At 64.5% G+C, this 17990-nt stretch carries 12 protein-coding genes; 7 read left to right on the forward strand and 5 right to left on the reverse strand.

Annotated elements, in window-relative coordinates:
- Positions 1-78 precede the first annotated feature (78 nt).
- Positions 79-933, forward strand: coding sequence for a LysR substrate-binding domain-containing protein (locus FQ755_RS02665; RefSeq protein WP_144150715.1), 855 nt, complete (start codon positions 79-81; stop codon positions 931-933).
- A gap of 23 nt (positions 934-956) precedes the next feature.
- Here FQ755_RS02665 and FQ755_RS02670 read toward each other — a convergent pair whose 3' ends face one another.
- Complete coding sequence (locus FQ755_RS02670; RefSeq protein ID WP_144150717.1) at positions 957-1544, reverse strand: hypothetical protein; 588 nt, start codon at positions 1542-1544, stop codon at positions 957-959.
- A gap of 130 nt (positions 1545-1674) precedes the next feature.
- Between FQ755_RS02670 and FQ755_RS02675 the strand changes: the two genes are divergently transcribed.
- Both FQ755_RS02675 and FQ755_RS02680 read left to right on the forward strand, forming a co-directional pair.
- Positions 1675-2112, forward strand: a complete 438-nt coding sequence (locus FQ755_RS02675) for an antitoxin Xre/MbcA/ParS toxin-binding domain-containing protein (protein WP_409937036.1) — start codon at positions 1675-1677, stop codon at positions 2110-2112.
- On the forward strand, positions 2109-2810 hold the full coding sequence (locus tag FQ755_RS02680) for an RES family NAD+ phosphorylase (RefSeq protein WP_144150719.1): 702 nt from the start codon (positions 2109-2111) through the stop codon (positions 2808-2810). The genes FQ755_RS02675 and FQ755_RS02680 overlap by 4 nt, the downstream gene beginning before the upstream one ends.
- A 58-nt stretch (positions 2811-2868) precedes the next feature.
- On the opposite strand, the gene FQ755_RS02685 is transcribed toward FQ755_RS02680, so the two are convergent.
- From FQ755_RS02685 to FQ755_RS02700, 4 genes are all read right to left on the reverse strand, one after another.
- Entirely contained in the window at positions 2869-3606 is a 738-nt protein-coding gene (locus tag FQ755_RS02685; protein WP_144150915.1) for a metallophosphoesterase, read from the reverse strand.
- Positions 3607-3781: 175 nt separating this feature from the next.
- A complete protein-coding gene (locus FQ755_RS02690) occupies positions 3782-5224 on the reverse strand; it encodes a cytochrome c (protein WP_144150721.1) in 1443 nt (480 codons plus the stop codon).
- A 24-nt stretch (positions 5225-5248) separates the two neighbouring features.
- Complete coding sequence (locus FQ755_RS02695) at positions 5249-6850, reverse strand: GMC family oxidoreductase (protein ID WP_144150723.1); 1602 nt, start codon at positions 6848-6850, stop codon at positions 5249-5251.
- A 111-nt stretch (positions 6851-6961) separates the two neighbouring features.
- On the reverse strand, positions 6962-7543 hold the full coding sequence (locus FQ755_RS02700; protein ID WP_144150725.1) for a sugar dehydrogenase complex small subunit: 582 nt from the start codon (positions 7541-7543) through the stop codon (positions 6962-6964).
- Positions 7544-7721: 178 nt separating this feature from the next.
- On the opposite strand from FQ755_RS02700, the gene FQ755_RS02705 reads away from it, so the two are divergent.
- From FQ755_RS02705 to glgB, 4 genes are all read left to right on the forward strand, one after another.
- A complete protein-coding gene (locus tag FQ755_RS02705; protein ID WP_144150727.1) occupies positions 7722-8384 on the forward strand; it encodes a DUF1345 domain-containing protein in 663 nt (220 codons plus the stop codon).
- A 434-nt stretch (positions 8385-8818) separates the two neighbouring features.
- Positions 8819-12262 carry a maltotransferase domain-containing protein gene (locus tag FQ755_RS02710; RefSeq protein WP_144150729.1) on the forward strand — a complete coding sequence of 1148 codons (3444 nt, stop codon included), beginning with the start codon at positions 8819-8821 and terminating at the stop codon, positions 12260-12262.
- Positions 12262-15726 carry a maltose alpha-D-glucosyltransferase gene (gene treS / locus FQ755_RS02715; RefSeq protein ID WP_144150731.1) on the forward strand — a complete coding sequence of 1155 codons (3465 nt, stop codon included), beginning with the start codon at positions 12262-12264 and terminating at the stop codon, positions 15724-15726. Before FQ755_RS02710 ends, treS begins: the two co-directional genes overlap by 1 nt.
- Positions 15719-17935 (forward strand): 1,4-alpha-glucan branching protein GlgB, encoded by a 2217-nt coding sequence (glgB, locus tag FQ755_RS02720; protein WP_144150733.1) that lies wholly within the window; start codon positions 15719-15721, stop codon positions 17933-17935. Before treS ends, glgB begins: the two co-directional genes overlap by 8 nt.
- The last annotated feature ends 55 nt before the right edge of the window (positions 17936-17990 follow it).

Raw genomic sequence — 17990 nt, forward strand, 5'->3', positions numbered from 1 at the left:
AAGATTGAGTACACAGCCTAGGCCGCTTCAATCATAATGAACAGGCATCTATAGATATTTCATTTATTGTCAATAGAAATGAAAGTGCTCGATCTCGATGCAGTCCGCGCCTTCGTTCTGGTCGCCGACCTGCATAGTTTTACGCGCGCAGCCGACGCGCTCGACACCACCCAGTCCGCCGTCAGCCTGAAGCTCAAACGGCTGGAGGCGCATCTGGGCAAGCAACTGCTTGAGCGCACGCCACGGCTGGTGCGGCTCTCCGCCGACGGCAACGCGTTCCTCGCGGCCGCGCGCGACCTGCTGAACGCGCATGAGCGGGCGCTGGGTTCGCTGTCGGTGGAGCGGCGCAAGCTCGTGCTGGGGTTGAGCGAGCACGTCGCGGGCACCAATCTGCCGGAGTTGCTCGGGAAGCTGAACGCTTACGATCCGGGACTGGTGATCGAATTGCATCTGGGCATGTCGGCGACGCTGCTCGCGCAGTTCGACGAACGGCGGCTCGATGCGGCGATCGTCCGCTACGAGCCTGAGGATGCGCCGCGCGACGACGCGACCGTGCTGTTCAGTGAACCGCTCAGCTGGCTCGCCGCGCCCGAGTGGCTGCTGCGCGCCGGCGAGCCGCTCCCGTTGGCGCTGCTCACCGCGCCGTGCAATGTGCGCGCGACGGCCATCCACACGCTGAATGAGGCCGGCGTGGCATGGCGTGAGGCGTTTGTCGGCGGCGGGGTGGCGGCCGTGGGCGCGGCGGCGGCGGCCGGGCTGGCGGTGTCGCCGCTAGCGCGGCGGGTCGCGCCGCGTGGGTTGATCGACGTCGGGGCGCGGCTCGGTTTGCCCAGGCTGCCGGAGTCGCGCGTGACGCTGCATTCGCGCTTGCGCGATTCGCGGTCGGTGGAGACGTTGCGGTTGTTGACGGAAGGGTTGGCGGGAGGAGGTTGAAGCCTGCCCTCAATGGCCTGCCTTCAATGCAAAATCGGCGGTAAATTGCCGCCCCCGGCAGCGGAATTCGTTGCTGGACTCGCTGTCGCATTAGCCATCGTCGCGGCCGGTTGCACCGGCGCCGTTCTCGGCGCGGCGCTCGCCATCGCGGAAGCAGGCCGTGTCGAAGGAGCCGCCTTGCTCGCCAGCTTCTGCGACTCCGGTCGCATCGCCATCTGCGCATGTCCGGTGACCCCGGAATGTGCCGTCGTTACCGCAGCCTTCTTTGCGCCGGCGGCATGCGCCATTTTCACCGGCTTACCCGGCGCACCCTTGCCCCGCGCCATCTTGACCGTCTTACCCGCCGGTGCACCCTTCGCAGCCAGCCTCGTATGCGGTTTCGCCTGGCGTGCGGCGTGCACGGAAGCTGCCTTGCCCTGCTTACCCTTACCGCCGCCTGCCACGCTCTTGCCCGCCACCCTTGTTGCCGCTGGCACAGCGGCATGAACCTTAATCTTCTTCGGCGCGTGGCGCGCTTCCGGTGGATTCCACACCTCCGCGTACTGCCCGGCCTGCACCGCTCCCGCACAACACACCACTGCCACCGCTACCGCCACTGCTCGCACCCACATCGCTTGCCACTCCTAATCGATTGACCTGTCTTGCCTGTTTCCGCTGGGACGCGATTATACCCAATTCGTCCTTGCAATAATCCACATATGGACTAATATGGATTCGAAGTACAGATAAGGACCTATTTCCATGCCACACGCCGCCCGCGCATCGCGTGACGACCCGCCCATGCGCCGGCCCGTCACGGAACCATCGTTGACCGAAATGTCGGCGGCGGGCTTGCGTGCCTTCTTCAAGATTGCCCGGGATTGGGATTTGAGCGCCGAGGAACAGATCGTCCTGCTCGGCTCGCCGGGCCGTTCGACCTTTTTCAAGTGGAAAGCCGAGCCGCAAACCGCCCGCCTCGGGCGCGACACGCTCGAGCGTCTTTCGCTGCTGCTCGGCATTTACAAAGCACTGCAGATCCTGTTGCCGCAACCGGCCGCCGCCGACGGCTGGATCAAGCGCCCGAATAGCGCGCCGCCGTTCGGCGGGCGTCGCGCGCTCGACCGCATGCTCGCCGGCAATATCAGCGACCTCGTCGCGGTACGCCAGTATCTCGACGCGACGCGAGGCGGCTGGGCGTGACTGAATTGCATTGGAAGGACCGCTGGCGCGTCGCGCCGCTCGACTGGTCGCCTGCATATCGCGTGATTCCCACGCGCTTTCCGGCGGTAAATCTGTTCGACCGGGTCGCCAACCCCGAAGACTTCGACGCGCTGTATGCACTCGAAGCCATGACCAACGACCGTCTGCGCACCGAGATCGGCGAACTCGATCTGGTGCCGCGCGAAGAGCGCCGCTTCGGCCCGGGTTATGGGCCGATCATGGCGGCACTCACGCATCTGAATCCGCTCGGCAGCCGCTTTTCGGACGGCAGCTACGGCGTGTTCTATTGCGCCCGAACCCGCGCCACCGCGATTGCGGAAACGCGCTATCACACCGGTCAGTTTCTCGCGGCCACCGCCGAAGCGCCGATGCGTCAGCAAATGCGCCTGTATACGGTGATCGCGGCTGGAGAGGTGGTGGATTTGCGCGACGACACCTCGCTGGACGCCGCCATTTTCTCGCCGCACGATTACCTCCCCGGGCAATCGCTAGGACGGGCGGCGCACGCGGCGGGCGCGCCGGGCATCGCGTATCCGTCGGTACGTGACGCGGGCGGCGAATGTCTCGCGGCATTCAAAACCACGCTGCTGCGGGACTGCCATCACGCGGCGTATCTGGAATACAACTGGAACGGCCATGCCGTCGATATGGTGTTCGAATTGAATCAGGTGGGCTAGCCGTTAGTTCAGACGCGAAACGGCCTGCATCGCGGCACGGCTCACCGCCTGCCGAAAATCAAGGCAATGCCAGCGCCGCCGCGCCTTCGGCACGCGCCATATCCACCGTCACGGACCAACGCTGCGTGCGGCGCGCCTCGACCATCGTCAGCTTGCCGCCGGGCCCGAATGCGCCCGTATCGATGAATACCTGCGCGCCGATCTGCTGGACGCTGCGCATCGGCGTATGGCCGCAATACGTCAGCGACAAACTGCGTTGCCGCATCGGGTCGCCGTTGCCCACCGCCAGCTGGCGTCCCCATAGCAATTGCTGGCGTTCATCGGCGGAAAACTCGCCTGCGTCGAGGTCGGCGTCGGTGCCGAAAAATTCGGCGTGCAGCACGTTGAAACGCTCGCTGCCGCTGCCGATCACGCGCGCGAGCGGCAAGCGCGACAACTGCTGCGCGTAGTAGCGCAACTTCTCGTCGGGCAACTGGGCCGCCCATGCCCCGCCAATGCCGTACCACCACTGCCGCCGTAAGCGTCCATCGGCGACGGCGCATAGCGTGTCTTCGTGATTGCCAAGCACTGCGTAGAACCAGGGTTTGTCGAGCAGCGCCAGCGCCTCCTCGGATTGAGCACCGCGATCGATCAGATCGCCGACCGAAAACAGCCGGTCGCGCGACGGATCGAACGACACTTCACGCAGCAGATAGCGCAACGCATCGACGCAACCGTGCAGATCGCCCACGACAAAGTCGCGTCCGGTGCGGTTGACGTCGTGATGTTCGACGGTAGTAACGAGTGTGGATGCCATGCGACCATGATAGAACGCGAACGCAAAGCGCGTATGCGTGCTTTCCATCTTTTCCAGGCCACTGGGCGAGGAGAATACGGCGAAATCCGGCCTTTCGTCGGATCAAACCGCCCGCCGTAGCGGCGCAAGCGGCAAAGTCTGCCGCATCGCGCCGCCCTCACTCCGTATCAAACGGTCATTGTTGCTGCGCCCGCAACTTTGCCACCGTGTCCGCCGTTACGACGGCTTGCGGATTGCCGAACTGCTTCGTCACGTAGTTTGTGATCGCGGCCACCTGATCGTCGGTGAGTTCCGTGCCGAAGGCCGGCATCAGCACGTCGGCCTGTTTTGTCGTGCGGCTGACGCCATGCAGGATCACCATGGCCAGATTGTTCGGATCGTTCGCGCCGGCCGTCGTGTTGTGAATCAGCGACGGATACGCCCCCGCCGCGCTCGCGCCCACGCCTTGTCCGGTCCAGTTGTGACACGACGCGCAATTGGCGACGAACAACTGCGCGCCATTGATACCGGCAATTTCAGTGCCGCGCAGCGCAGTCACGTCGTTGGCCGGCGCGCCCCATTGATCGCGCGGATGCGTTTGGCCGCCGCTCACCGGCGCGATCGAACGCAAGTAGGTGACGATCGAATTCACGTCCTCCGGCGTCAGATATTGCGTGCTGTCGGCCACCACTTCGCCCATCGGCCCTGCGGCATTCGCACGGCCCGGCACTGCGCCCGTCGAGAGATAACCCGCCAGTTCCGCGTCGCTCCAGTTGCCTACGCCGCCCGTTTTGTCGGACGTGATGTTGAACGCGTGCCAACCTGCCTGGGTGGCGCCGGAGAAACGTTCGCTAGTTTTCAGGCCTTGTGTGATGTTGCGGGGTGTGTGGCACTCCTCACAATGCGCAAGCCCTTGCACCAGATACGCGCCGCGATTCCATTGCGCACTCTGCTTCGGATCGGGCACATAGCGGCCTTCGGTGAAATTGAACATGTTCCAGAATCCCATCAACCAGCGCTGATTGAACGGGAAGCCCATCTGGTTGCGCGGCGGCACGTAATGGATGGGCGCGAGCGTGTTCAGATAGGCGCGAATCGCCAGCACGTCCTGGCCGGTGACCTTGGTGTACTCGGCATACGGAAACGCCGGATAGAGCCGCTCGCCGCCCTTGCCGATACCCTGCTGCATCGCGCGCAGGAAATCGGCGTCGGTCCATTGGCCGATGCCGGTGTCGGGATCGGGCGTGATGTTCGGTGTGTAGATCGTGCCGAACGGCGTGTTGATCGGCAGGCCGCCGGCGAAGGGGCGGCTCTTGTCGGCGGTGTGGCAGGCCACGCAATCGCCCGCGCGCGCGAGGTATTCGCCACGCTTGACGAGGCCTGGATCGGCCGACGCCGCGTCGGTCGCTGACGCTCCTCCGGGCTGCGCGGGGTCGTCGGCGAGCGCCTGGGAGATCGGCGATTCGTCGTCGTGGCGCGTCGGTGCATCGTAGGCCTCGTGCCATGCGAGATACAAAGCGAACAGCGAGAATGCCGCCGCGAGTGTCGCCATCTTGATGCGAATGCGTCGCCGGCGCTCGACATGTGCGATCTGCGCAAGCGAACCGGCCGGCTGCGGGCGAGACGTTTTGTTCGTCATTGTGGCTCTCCGTCAGGGCTCGGTTCAGATCTCATGCTTGAGCTTGTCGGCCAACTTCAGCGACAAGGCAGCAATCGTCAGCGTGCAGTTCACCGAGGCGGCCGTCGGCATCACGCCGCTGCTCGCGATGAACAGGTTCGCATGATCGTGCGTGCGGCAATCCGCGTCGACGACGGAATCCGCGGGATCGTTGCCCATGATCGTGGTGCCCATGATGTGATTGTTCGGCGCGAACGTATCGTCGAACGACACCTCCGCGCCGCCGAACAGCGCGGCGATCTGCGCATACAGTTCGTGCGTATTGGCCGCGCTCTTCTTCACGTAGTCGTTGATCGAGTAGTAGATCTCCGGCTGCGGAATGCCCAGCGAATCCTTCTGATCCGCCGAAGGTACGATGCGGTTCTGCGGCTCGGCAAGATGTTCATGGAAGCTGTTGATGTTCAGCGTGCGCGCGGCGCGATCGCGAATCTGGCGGTCGAGTTCGGCGCCGGTGACGCCCTGTTTGAGCAACGCGGCGGTGACGGACATAGTCGGCACGCCGTTGGACAGATGCAGTTTCTTCGCCGCGTAATCAGAGCGGAACGCGCCGTCGCGGAAGTTGACCACCGAGGTCATTTCCATCGGTCCGCGGCCGGGCCAGAGCGGCTCGTTGGCGAGGAAGGTTACGCCCGTGCCTGGATGATCCATCAGGTTGCGGCCCACCTGATCGGAGCTGTTGCCGATACCGTGCGGGAATTTGTCGGAAGTCGACATCAGCATCAGCTTGGGCGTTTCGATGCCATTGGCCGCCAGCACGAACAGCTTGCCGCTCACGCGTGTGCTGTTGCCGTTCGGGTCCTTGTAGTGGACTGCGGTAATGAGCCCCTTGTTGTCCGCTTCGACGCGATACACCACCGCTTCCGGAATCAGTTTCGCACCGGCCTGCTCGGCTTTCTCCGCATGCACGACGCCGCCATACATGGCAGCGATCGGACAAATCGGCATGCAGTTGTTGTTGCCGCAACAGGTTGGGCGCGAATCGTAGGGGTGGCTGTTGCGCGCGACCGGCTCGGGTACCACCTTGAAGCCTTGCGCGTTGAGCACGTCGCTAAAGCGCTGATCCATATACGACAACGGCAGCGGGCTCATCGGATACGGCTTCGAACGCGGCGAGCCGAGATCGATCGAGCTATCCGGACCCGACACGCCAAGCTGCGCTTCGGCGGCGCAGTACCAGGGTTCGAGCGTTTCATACGGATAAGGCCAATCGCGGCCCACGCCATACAGTTTCTTCAACTGGAAATCCGCCGGCAACAATCGCCATGCGGCCGCGGCCCAGTGCCAGGTCGTGCCGCCCACCAATCGTACGTACTGCGAATTGTAGGGATACTCGCCCTTCTGGATCAGGTAGTTGTTGGCGGGGGAATACTCGGGATGCGGTGCGTAAGGCGTCGAGGGGTAGGGCGTCGCGAAGTCGGATTTGGCCGGTGAATTGCGGAAGTTCTCGACGATCTGCCAGCGCGGAATGCGCGGCCCGGCTTCGAGCATGATCACCGAGGCGCCGGCCAGCGCCAGTTGATGCGCCACGAGGCTACCTGCTACGCCCGAACCGACCACGACCACGTCGGCGGAATTGGAATTTGCCATTGTTGCGCTCTTATCTTTTGTGCTGGCCTGGCTTGTCGCCAGTGGCTATTGATGCATGCCGCAGCCGCGTACTCAAGCGACTCACGACACGTGCGAGAGGCATGCCGTGCGTCAGGCGCCGGCGGGCTTTTGCGTCCAGTAGAACGGCACGTCGCGGCAATACGACGGAATCGTCAGCACGTCCTTCACCGGATCGAACATCAGCGCGCGTTCATAGGCCACCACCTGGACATGCGGCAGGTCGCCGACGAGGCCGAGATACCAGCCGCGCATCACTGCGCCGACCGTCCTCGCGAGCGCCGGTTGATCCGCTTGCAAGGTCTGCGTCACCTTGTCGGACGGCACGCCGCCATGATCTTGCAACCAGGTGTTGAGGGCGGCGACATTCTGCGTGAACTGACCGTCTGCATGACACAGCGCATCGTAGACACGCTTGCTGAGCACCGGGTCGAAGCTGGTTCGAGCCGTCAGATGCTGCGACAGGGCGAGAAAGGCGTCGAGGCCGCCGCCCGCGGGCGAATCGGCCAAGGCGGGGGAGATTCCAAACGACGCGCCGAGGCGTCCCACACTGCTGAACGCCAGCGCGGCGGCCGCCGCGCACGCGCCCAGCAGCCACGTTCGGCGGCCAGCGGAGTGGGCGTGCGCCATGTCGCGGCGCGCGCCATGCTCATCTTTATCGGGTACATCCGTCATGGGGGCTCCGCTCATGCACAACTTTTGCAATTGAAAGCCCGGCGCAAGGCCGTTGCGGGAGACTATAACTGCCCGGCGATCATTCTACAAATGCCGCCGGGCGCGCGCGGTAGAACCAAACACGCGCTTTGTTGCCCAACAGTGCTGCGTCCGAACAGCACCTCACACTCAATCGCCCATGCCATCGAATATTTATCCGCAGGTTCTGCGCAACCGGCCACGTATGGTCGCCGCGCTTGTAATCGGTATCATCGTCGCCCTGTTCGTGCCGTCGCATATGCGGCCCATGGTGCGCGTGCTGGCCGCGTGGGATCTCGCGGTCTGGTCCTACCTCGTGCTCATCTGGACGCATATGGCGATGGCCCACGAAGACCGCGTCCGCGAGTTCGCAATGCGCGACGACGAAAACGCCGGTGTCGTGCTGTTCGTGATCTGCCTCGCTACCGTGGCGAGTATTGCGGCCATCGTCCTCGAACTGGCTTCGGCCAAGAACCTCGGCACCGCGTCGACACTCGCCCACTACGTGCTGACGGCGCTGACGATGTTCGGCGCATGGTTCCTGATCCCTACCATCTTCACGCTGCACTACGCGCGCCTTTACTACGGCTCCGACCCGCAGGAGACCGCGCTGCAGTTCCCCGATACCAAACTGCAGCCGAACTATTGGGACTTCCTGTACTTTTCGTTCACCATCGCGGTGGCCTCGCAGACTTCGGACGTGGTGCTCCGCTCGCGCACGATCCGTCGCGCCGCGCTCGCGCAATCCATCCTCTCGTTCTATTTCAACGTGGCCGTGCTCGGCCTGTGCGTGAACATTGCAGCGGGCCTGCTCGGTTCGTAAAGCCGGGTTCTCAGAGCAAAGCCCAGTTATCCGGCAGCGCGCTTCGTCCTGCGAAGACGCCGCTGCCGGCAATCCCCTCTCCTTCTTTGTAAAAGCCGCTGAGCAGGCGCCCGGTTCATCCGCCGGCGCCGCGATGCGCAGCTTCGGCCCAAGCCGCATCCGCCCGCGCTTCTCCCGTTTTTTCGCTGGCCACCGCGCCGCTGGCACAACGCTTGCTGCATGTTCTGCATTATCTGGTCCAGAACCGCGTGACTGGCGCGTGCGCGTGCGTAGTGTTCGCTACTGCCCGGCGGGCAGGCGATCTTTGCGCTACATTGACCAGTGGTGCGCAGACTTTCGACGGCGCGCGGCCCCGGCTCTGGAAGCCCCCAACGAGTGATGTGATCGCATTCAGGTGCATCCGCATCGCGGCAGGACGAATCTGGAAACGACCGATGGAACCTTCACAAAGGTATGCGCCGCGGATCTACTTTCTCCACTCCCTCCTCGTCGGACCCCTCGACGCTTGGCCCGCGCATTTCGCGCATGCCGCCGCGTCGGGCTTCGACCACGTGTTGATCGGCGCGCTGTTCCAGCCCGGACGGGCAGGACACGCGCAGATCGTCAGCGATCATCGTCATCTGCATCCGGTCTTCGAAGCCCAGCAAGGCGCGCCTGAGGCGCTGCGCAGCCTCGCCGGCTCCGCGCGTCAACACGGGCTGAACCTGCTGATCGACCTCGTGATCGACCGGGTCGCCGCCGACGGCGTGCTGTTTGCCGAGCATCCCGACTGGTTCCATCCGTTCGAATCCGAGGAAGCACGGCTCGATCCCCGTCACGCGCATCGCGAGGACAACGTCGCCTATGTGAACTTCGGCAACGAAGGTAACCAGGCCGGCTTGCTCGAGTGGTGGACTCGCGAATTGCTCGCGCTGGCCGAAGCGGGCGTTGCCGGCTTTCGCTTCGACTCGCCGCATCGCGTGCCGCCCGCCTTCTGGCGCCAGCTTGGTGCAGCGGTACGGGCGCAGTATCCCGAGGTGCGCTTTCTCGCCGCGACGCCGGGTCTGGCACGTGGCGACCTGCTGCAATTAGAGGACGCGGGCTTCGACAGCGTGTTTTCCTCGATTCGCTGGTGGGACTTTCGCGCCAGCTGGATCACCGATGAACATGCCGCGCTGAGCCGCATCGCCGCGCCGGTCGCATTTCCGGAAGCGCCCTACGGCAGCCGCCTCGCCGCCGATCACGACGACGCCCACGACGCCGCCATTCTCGAACGCGCCTACCTTCGCGCGTTGTTCATGGCCGCCTCCACCGGCACCGGCTGGATGATGTCGATGGGCTTCGAATACGGCGTCGCGCAACCAATGTCCTACACCCGCGGTAACGCCTCGCAGTTCGCCGAGCTATGCAAAGCGCGGCGCTTCGATCTCTCCGGCCCGATCAAACACGTGAACGCCGTGCTGCGCGACTCGGCGGCGCTGCAAAGCGTCGGCGAATTGCGCGCGCTAAGCGGCCCGAGCGCGCCCGCTGCCGTGCTGTTGCGCGGCGATCGTCTCGACCTTCGCGACAGCCAGCGGGCCACGCTCATCGTCGTCAATCCGGACCTCGGCAAGCCGGTGCGGGTCGATCCCGCGCGCTTTCTCGCCGGCGTGCCGGGCAATTTCACCCGCTTCGTGCCGCTCGACGCCGCTCAAGGCACCGCGCCCGCCACCCTGCAGCCCTTTACGCTTGGACCCGGCGCCTGCCGCCTGTTCAGTGCTTTGGCCGAAAAGCCGGTGCGTCTCGCGCCGCCCGTCGACAAGGCGGGCAGCAAGCGCAGCGGCCGCAAATCGGTGATGGAGGCGATTGCCGCGCCGCGCGTGGCGATCGAAAGCGTCGGCCCGTCGGTCGACAATGGCCGCTTCGTCGTCAAGCGCACGGTGGGCGAACGGGCGGAAGTGACCGCCGCAATCTTCGCGGAAGGGCACGACAAGATCGCCGCCGCAGTCGTCTGGCGGGCAGCGGACGAAACCGCCTGGCACGAAGTGCCGATGCTTCCCGTGGCGCCCGCCGGCAATGATCTATGGGCCGCGCGCATCCCGCTCGAACGGGTCGGCCGCCATGAATTCACGGTAATCGCCTGGCGCGACGATTTCGCCTCGCTGGTCGAGCACGTGCAGAAGAAACTCAAGGCCGGGCAGACCGTCGAGCTGGAAGTCGACGAAGCGAGTCACCTGTTTGCATTGGTGCTGGCCGAAGTGGAGACGGTGGAAGGCGCCGTCACCGAGCCGCTCGAACATATCGTCAAGGTGTTCGCCAAGGCGGATCTGGACACGCGCATTGCCCTGCTGCTCGCGCCCACCACGGCCAAAGCCATGGCTGCGGCGCGCCACCGGCCGTTCCTCGCGCGCGACCCGATCGTCTACCGGATCGACGCCGAACGGGCCGCCGCGCGCTTCGCAAGCTGGTACGAGATCTTCCCCCGTTCGATGAGCGACGACGAAGCCCGTCACGGCACCTTCGCGGATGTCACGAAGAAACTGCCGCGCATCCGCGAGATGGGTTTCGACGTGCTGTACTTCCCGCCGATCCACCCAATCGGCCTCGCCAATCGCAAGGGCCGCAACAACACGTTGAATGCGCAGCCGAGCGACGTCGGCAGTCCCTATGCGATCGGCGCGGCGGAAGGCGGCCACACGGCCGTTCATCCGCAACTCGGCACGCTCGACGACTTCAAGCAGATGCTCGCCGCCGCGCACGAGCATGGTCTCGAGATCGCGCTCGATTTCGCGATTCAATGCTCGCCGGATCATCCGTGGCTAAAGGAACATCCCACGTGGTTCGCCTGGCGCCCGGACGGCACATTGCGCTACGCGGAGAATCCGCCGAAAAAATACCAGGACATCGTCAACCCGGACTTCTATGCGCACGATGCCAAGCCCGACCTGTGGCTGGCATTGCGCGACGTGATCCTGTTCTGGATCGAAGCGGGCGTGCACATTTTCCGCGTCGACAATCCGCATACCAAACCGCTGCCGTTCTGGGAATGGATGATCGGCGACGTGCGGGCGCGCTATCCCGACACGATCTTCTTCGCCGAGGCCTTCACGCGGCCGCGCATGATGAACCGGCTCGGCAAGATCGGCTTTTCGATGTCGTACACCTATTTCACGTGGCGCGAATCGAAGCGCGAATTCACGGATTACCTCACCGAACTCACGCAGACGAATGCCCGCGAGTATTACCGGCCGAATTTCTTCGTCAACACGCCGGATATCAACCCGCGTCATTTGCAGTCGTGGGGCCGCGCCGGCTTTGTGATGCGCGCCGCGCTCGCCGCCACGCTGTCGGGTCTGTGGGGCGTGTATAGCGGCTTCGAACTCTGCGAAGCCGCCGCGCTGCCCAATAGCGAAGAGTATCTGGACTCCGAAAAGTATCAGTTGCGCGCGTGGGACTGGAACCGGCCCGGCAACATCGTCGGCGAAATCACGGCTCTGAACCGGATCCGCCGCGCCAATCCCGCGCTGCAATCGCATCTGGGCGTGACGTTCCTGCCGGCGCACAATGACCACATCCTGTTCTTCGAGAAAGCCACCGAAGCGCGCGACAACGTAGTGGTCGTCGCCATCAATCTCGATCCGCACAACGAACAGGGCGCCGACGTGGAGCTTTCGTGGGCCACGTTTGCGCATTGGCATCTGGACGATCATGCAGCGCTCGAAGTGGTGGACCAGATGACCGGCGCCCGCTCCGAGTGGTACGGCCGCTGGCAGCACGTGCGGCTCAACCCCGGTGTGATGCCGTTCGCCATCTGGCGCATCGCACCTGCCGGCGGCTTGCCTGCCGAGCCCCCCAGCGCAGACGACGACAGCGGCAGCCATGCAGACGCTGGCGCCCAACCCCCGACCGAAGGTGCGTAATGAAACGTGACGACCCGACCGAGAGCACGTCGCAGGCTTCCGCCACAGCGGTCGCAGCGACAGCCAGCAGCCGTGCCGCAAAAGCGAAGCCGGCAAAGCGCGGCAAGGTATCGACGCTGAGCGACGACCCGCTCTGGTACAAAGACGCGATCATCTATCAGGTGCATATCAAGTCGTTCTTCGACGCCAATAACGACGGCGTCGGCGACTTCCCCGGCCTGATCGCCAAGCTCGATTACATCGCCGAACTCGGCGTGAACGCGATCTGGCTGCTGCCGTTCTACCCGTCGCCGCGCCGCGACGACGGTTACGACATTGCCGACTATCGCAATGTGCATCCGGATTACGGCAATCTGTCCGACGTGAGGCACTTCATTCAGGAAGCGCACGCACGCGGGATTCGTGTGATTACCGAACTGGTGATCAACCACACGTCGGATCAGCACCCGTGGTTTCAGCGCGCGCGGCGCGCCAAGCCCGGCTCGAACCACCGCAACTTCTATGTGTGGTCCGATACGGACGAGAAATACACCGGTACGCGGATCATCTTTATCGACAGCGAGCCGTCCAACTGGACGCATGATCCGGTGGCAGGCGCCTATTACTGGCACCGTTTCTATTCGCACCAGCCGGATCTGAATTTCGACAATCCTGCCGTGCTGAAGGAAGTGCTGCAGGTGATGCGCTTCTGGCTCGACATGGGCATCGACGGGCTGCGTCTGGATGCCGTGCCGTATCTGGTGGAACGCGAAGGCACCAATAACGAAAATCTGCCGGAAACGCACGCAATCCTGAAGAAGATTCGCGCCACCATCGACGCCGAGTATCCCAACCGGATGCTGCTCGCCGAGGCGAATCAATGGCCGGAAGACGTGAAGGAATATTTCGGCGACGAAGACGAATGCCATATGGCGTTCCACTTCCCGCTGATGCCGCGCATCTACATGTCGATCGCCAGCGAAGACCGCTTTCCGATCACCGACATCATGCGGCAAACGCCGGATCTGGCGCCGACCAACCAGTGGGCGATTTTCCTGCGCAATCACGATGAACTGACGCTCGAAATGGTCACGGATTCCGAGCGCGACTATCTGTGGAACACCTATGCGAGCGACCGCCGCGCGCGCCTGAATCTCGGCATCCGGCGCCGTCTTGCCCCCTTGATGGAGCGCGACCGCCGCCGCATCGAGCTGATCAATTCGCTGCTGCTGTCGATGCCCGGCACGCCCGTGATCTATTACGGCGACGAACTCGGCATGGGCGATAACATCCACCTGGGCGACCGCGACGGCGTGCGCACGCCGATGCAATGGTCGTCGGACCGCAACGGCGGCTTCTCGCGCGCCGATCCCGAACAACTGGTGCTGCCGCCGGTGATGGGCTCGCTGTACGGTTTCGACGCGGTCAACGTCGAAGCGCAGAGCCGCGATCCGCACTCGCTGCTCAACTGGACGCGCCGCATGCTCGCCACGCGCCGCGCCAAGCAGACCTTCGGGCGCGGCACGATTCGCTTCCTGAAGCCGGCCAATCGCAAGATTCTCGCGTATCTGCGCGAGTTGCCGGGCGAGCCGACCATTCTGTGCGTCGCGAATCTGTCGCGGGCGCCGCAGGCGGTCGAATTGGATCTGTCCGAATTCGCGGGCTCGGTGCCGATCGAAATGACGGCGGACTCCGTGTTCCCGGCCATCGGCCAACTGACCTATCTGCTGACTTTTCCGCCCTATGGTTTCCTGTGGTTCCTGATCTGCCCGGGGACCCAGCGTCCCACCTGGGCGCAGCCGCACTCGGAACCGCTGCCGGAATTCGTGACCATCGTGATCCGCGAAGGCCAGGCGGGTCCGACGCCGGAAAACGTCCGCTTGCTCGAATCGGAAGTGCTGCCGTCGTGGCTGAGCCGGCGCCGCTGGTTCGCGTCCAAAGATCAGCAACTGCACGCAGTACGTCTCGCCGCGCTGACGACGATCCCGAACGGCGGCTTCGCCTTCACCGAGATCGAAGCGGACGTGGGCGATCACACCGAGCGCTATGTCTTGCCGATCGCGATTACGTGGGGCGGCGAAACCACCACGCCGCTCTTCATACAACTGGCGCTGGCGCGCGTGCGCCGCGGCCGCAACGTCGGCCATCTCACGGACGCCTTCGCCCTGCCGATCTTCGCCCACAACGTGCTGCGCAAGCTGCGCGAACGCGCGGTGGTGCCGACGGTGCAGAAGAGCGAAATCCGCTTTATCCCCACCGAGCGCCTCGACGAAATCGATCTCGGCGACCGCCCGGAAATTCGCTGGCTCGCGGCCGAGCAGAGCAACAGTTCGCTGATCATCGCGGATGCCATCGTGCTCAAGCTGGTGCGGCGGCTCGTGGCCGGGGTTCATCCGGAAGCGGAAATCAGCCGCTATCTGACGAAGATCGGTTACGCCAACACCGCGCCGCTGTATGGCGAAGTGGTGCGCGTCGATCCGGCCGGCGTGCCGCATACGCTGTGCATCCTGCAAGGTTTCATCGACAACCAGGGCGACGCGTGGAACTGGGCGCTCGATTATCTGCGCCGCACCATCGACGACCTCGCGCTGGCCGTCGATGCCGACGACGCCGTGCCCGATCGCGAGAAGGAAGCCCAGGCCATCGACGGCTACCGGAGCATGGCCGGCGTGATCGGCCGGCGCCTCGGCGAGCTGCACGTGGCGCTCGCCTTGCCGTCCGACGATCCGGCGTTCGCGCCGGAAGCCGCCACGGCCGGGCAGGTGAAGGCATGGACCGAAGGCACATTGTCCCTGCTCGACTCCGCACTCGACCTGCTCGCGCAACGCGTCGATCAACTGACCGACGATACGCGCGATCTGGCGCGCAGTCTGCTCGACCGTCGCGCGGCGCTGACCGAAGCGGTCGCGAAACTCGTCCCGGCCAATGCAGGCGCATTGCGCACCCGCATCCATGGCGACTTCCACCTGGGCCAGGTGCTGGTTGCGCAAGGCGACGCGTATCTGATCGACTTCGAGGGCGAGCCCGCCCGCTCGCTCGACGAACGGCGTCAGAAGTCGAGCCCGATGCGCGACGTCGCCGGTTTGCTGCGCTCGTTCTCGTATGCGAGCGCCGCCGCCCAGTCCACCACGGAAAGCGCGCCACAACAGACCGCCGACCGCAAGCGCGCCCTGTTCGACCGCTTCCGCGTCTACGCAACCGAAAGTTTCCTCGACGCCTACCGCGCAGCCGTCGCGCAGGCCGATCAACCGCTCGTCGCGCCGGCCTCGGAGCAGGCCCTGCTCGATCTCTTCCTGATCGAAAAGGCCGCCTACGAGATCCGTTACGAAGCCGCCAACCGGCCGACCTGGCTCGGCTTGCCGGTCCGCGGCCTTGCTGCGCTCGCGAGCCGTTTGCTCGGCGACACGGGCGCTCCCCACGATTCATCCGCGTCCGGCTCGACCGGCGCCACACCGCCTAACCCGGCTGAGGGCGATTATGAGTGAGTACGATCCGACCGCCAGCCTGCAACCGCTCGATCTCGATGCGCTGGTCGAAGCACGCCACCCCGATCCGTTTTCGCAACTCGGCCTGCATCAGACCGACGCGGGACCGGTGGTGCGCGCCTTATTGCCGAATGCCGCGCAGGTCACGGTGATTGCACGTGCCGACGGCGCGACGCTCGGTGAATTGCAGAAGATCCATTCCAGCGGATTGTTCGTTGGCCGCGTCAGCGACGCCGTGCCTTACCGGCTGCGCATCGACTGGCATGGCCCCGTGCAGGAAATCGAGGACACCTATTCATTCGGTCCGGTGCTGGGCGACGAACCGCTTTACCGGCTCGCCAATGGCGACCCCTACGCCGTGCTCGAATGCCTCGGCTCGCGGCCGATGGAAATCGACGGCGTACCCGGCGTGCGTTTCGCCGTATGGGCACCGAATGCACGACGCGTCTCGGTGGTCGGCGACTTCAACTCGTGGGATGGACGGCGTCATCCGATGCGCCTGCGGCATCAGGCAGGCGTGTGGGAACTGTTCGTGCCGCGCGTCGGGCCGGGCACGCGCTACAAGTACGAATTGCTGGCACGCGACGGTCATCCGTTGCCGCTGAAGGCCGACCCCTGCGCCATGCAAACCGAGCGGCCGCCGGCGACGGCCTCGGTCGTCGCGCACGTGGACGAGATCGAACAGTTTCCGTGGACCGACGAGGCGTGGATCCAGTCGCGCGGCGCCAATCAGACGGCGCGCTCGCCGATCTCGATCTACGAAGTGCATGCCGAGTCGTGGCTGCGCATCGCGGAAGACGGACACCGTGGCCTCGACTGGGCCGAACTGGCCGACCGTCTGATTCCATACGCGCAGGGCATGGGCTTCACGCACGTCGAATTCATGCCGATTGCCGAGCATCCGTTCGGCGGTTCGTGGGGTTATCAGCCGCTCGGGCAATTTGCGCCCTCGGCACGTTTCGGCACGCCGGAGCAATTCGCGCAGTTCGTCAATCGCGCCCACGAAGCCGGTCTCGGCGTGATTCTCGACTGGGTGCCGGCGCACTTTCCGAACGACGCGCACGGCCTGATCGATTTCGACGGCACGCCGCTCTACGAGCACGCCGATCCGCGCGAAGGCTACCACCAGGACTGGAACACGATGATCTACAACCTCGGCCGCAACGAGGTGAGCGCGTTCCTGATCGCCTCGGGGCTGGCGTGGCTGAAGCGCTATCACGTGGATGGGCTGCGCGTCGATGCGGTGGCGTCGATGCTGTACCGCGACTATTCGCGCGCGGCGGGCGAGTGGGTGCCGAACATCTACGGCGGCCGCGAAAATCTCGAATCGATCGCGTTTCTCAAGCGGCTCAATCACGAAGTGGGTTACGTGCCGGGCGTGCCGGGCGCAATCACGATTGCGGAAGAATCGACGGCATGGCCGGGCGTCACCGCGCCAGTCGAAGAGGGCGGCCTCGGCTTCGAGTTCAAGTGGAACATGGGCTGGATGCACGACACCCTGCACTATCTGCAGGAAGATCCGGTGTACCGCCGCTACCATCACCACAACATGACGTTCGGGATGGTCTACGCGTATTCCGAGAACTTCGTGCTGCCGCTTTCGCATGACGAAGTGGTGCACGGCAAGGGCTCGCTGCTCGGCAAGATGCCGGGCGACCGCTGGCAACGGTTCGCCAACCTGCGCGCGTATTTCGGCTTCATGTGGACCCATCCCGGCAAAAAGCTGCTGTTCATGGGCGGCGAGTTCGGGCAGATGGCGGAGTTCGATCACGACGGCTCGCCGCATTGGCATCTGCTCGACGATCCGCTCCATCACGGCGCGCAAAAACTGATGCGCGACCTCAACCACCTCTATTGCGACGAGCCCGCGCTCTACACGCTCGACTGCGAACCGGGCGGCTTCGAATGGCTGATCGGCGACGATGCCGACAACAGCGTCTTCGCCTACCGCCGCCTCGATGGAGCGGGCCGCGAACTGGTGGTGGTCTGCAACTTCACGCCGGTGCCGCGCCTCGGCTACCGCGTCGGCATGCCGCTCGCCGGGCGCTGGAGCGAAGTCCTCAATACGGATGCCAGCGTGTACGGCGGCTCGAACGTCGGCAACGCCGGGCTGATCTATACCGAGGACATCGCCAGCCACGGCAAGGCGCATTCGGCTGCGCTGATCCTGCCGCCGCTCGCGACGATCGTGCTGCGCGCGGACAACTGAAGTCCAGCCGCGAACCGCTTAAAGGAATGCCCCGCGAATAAATGAACCATCAGAA

The sequence above is a fragment of the Paraburkholderia sp. BCC1885 genome (assembly GCF_900996235.1).
GTDB lineage: Bacteria > Pseudomonadota > Gammaproteobacteria > Burkholderiales > Burkholderiaceae > Paraburkholderia.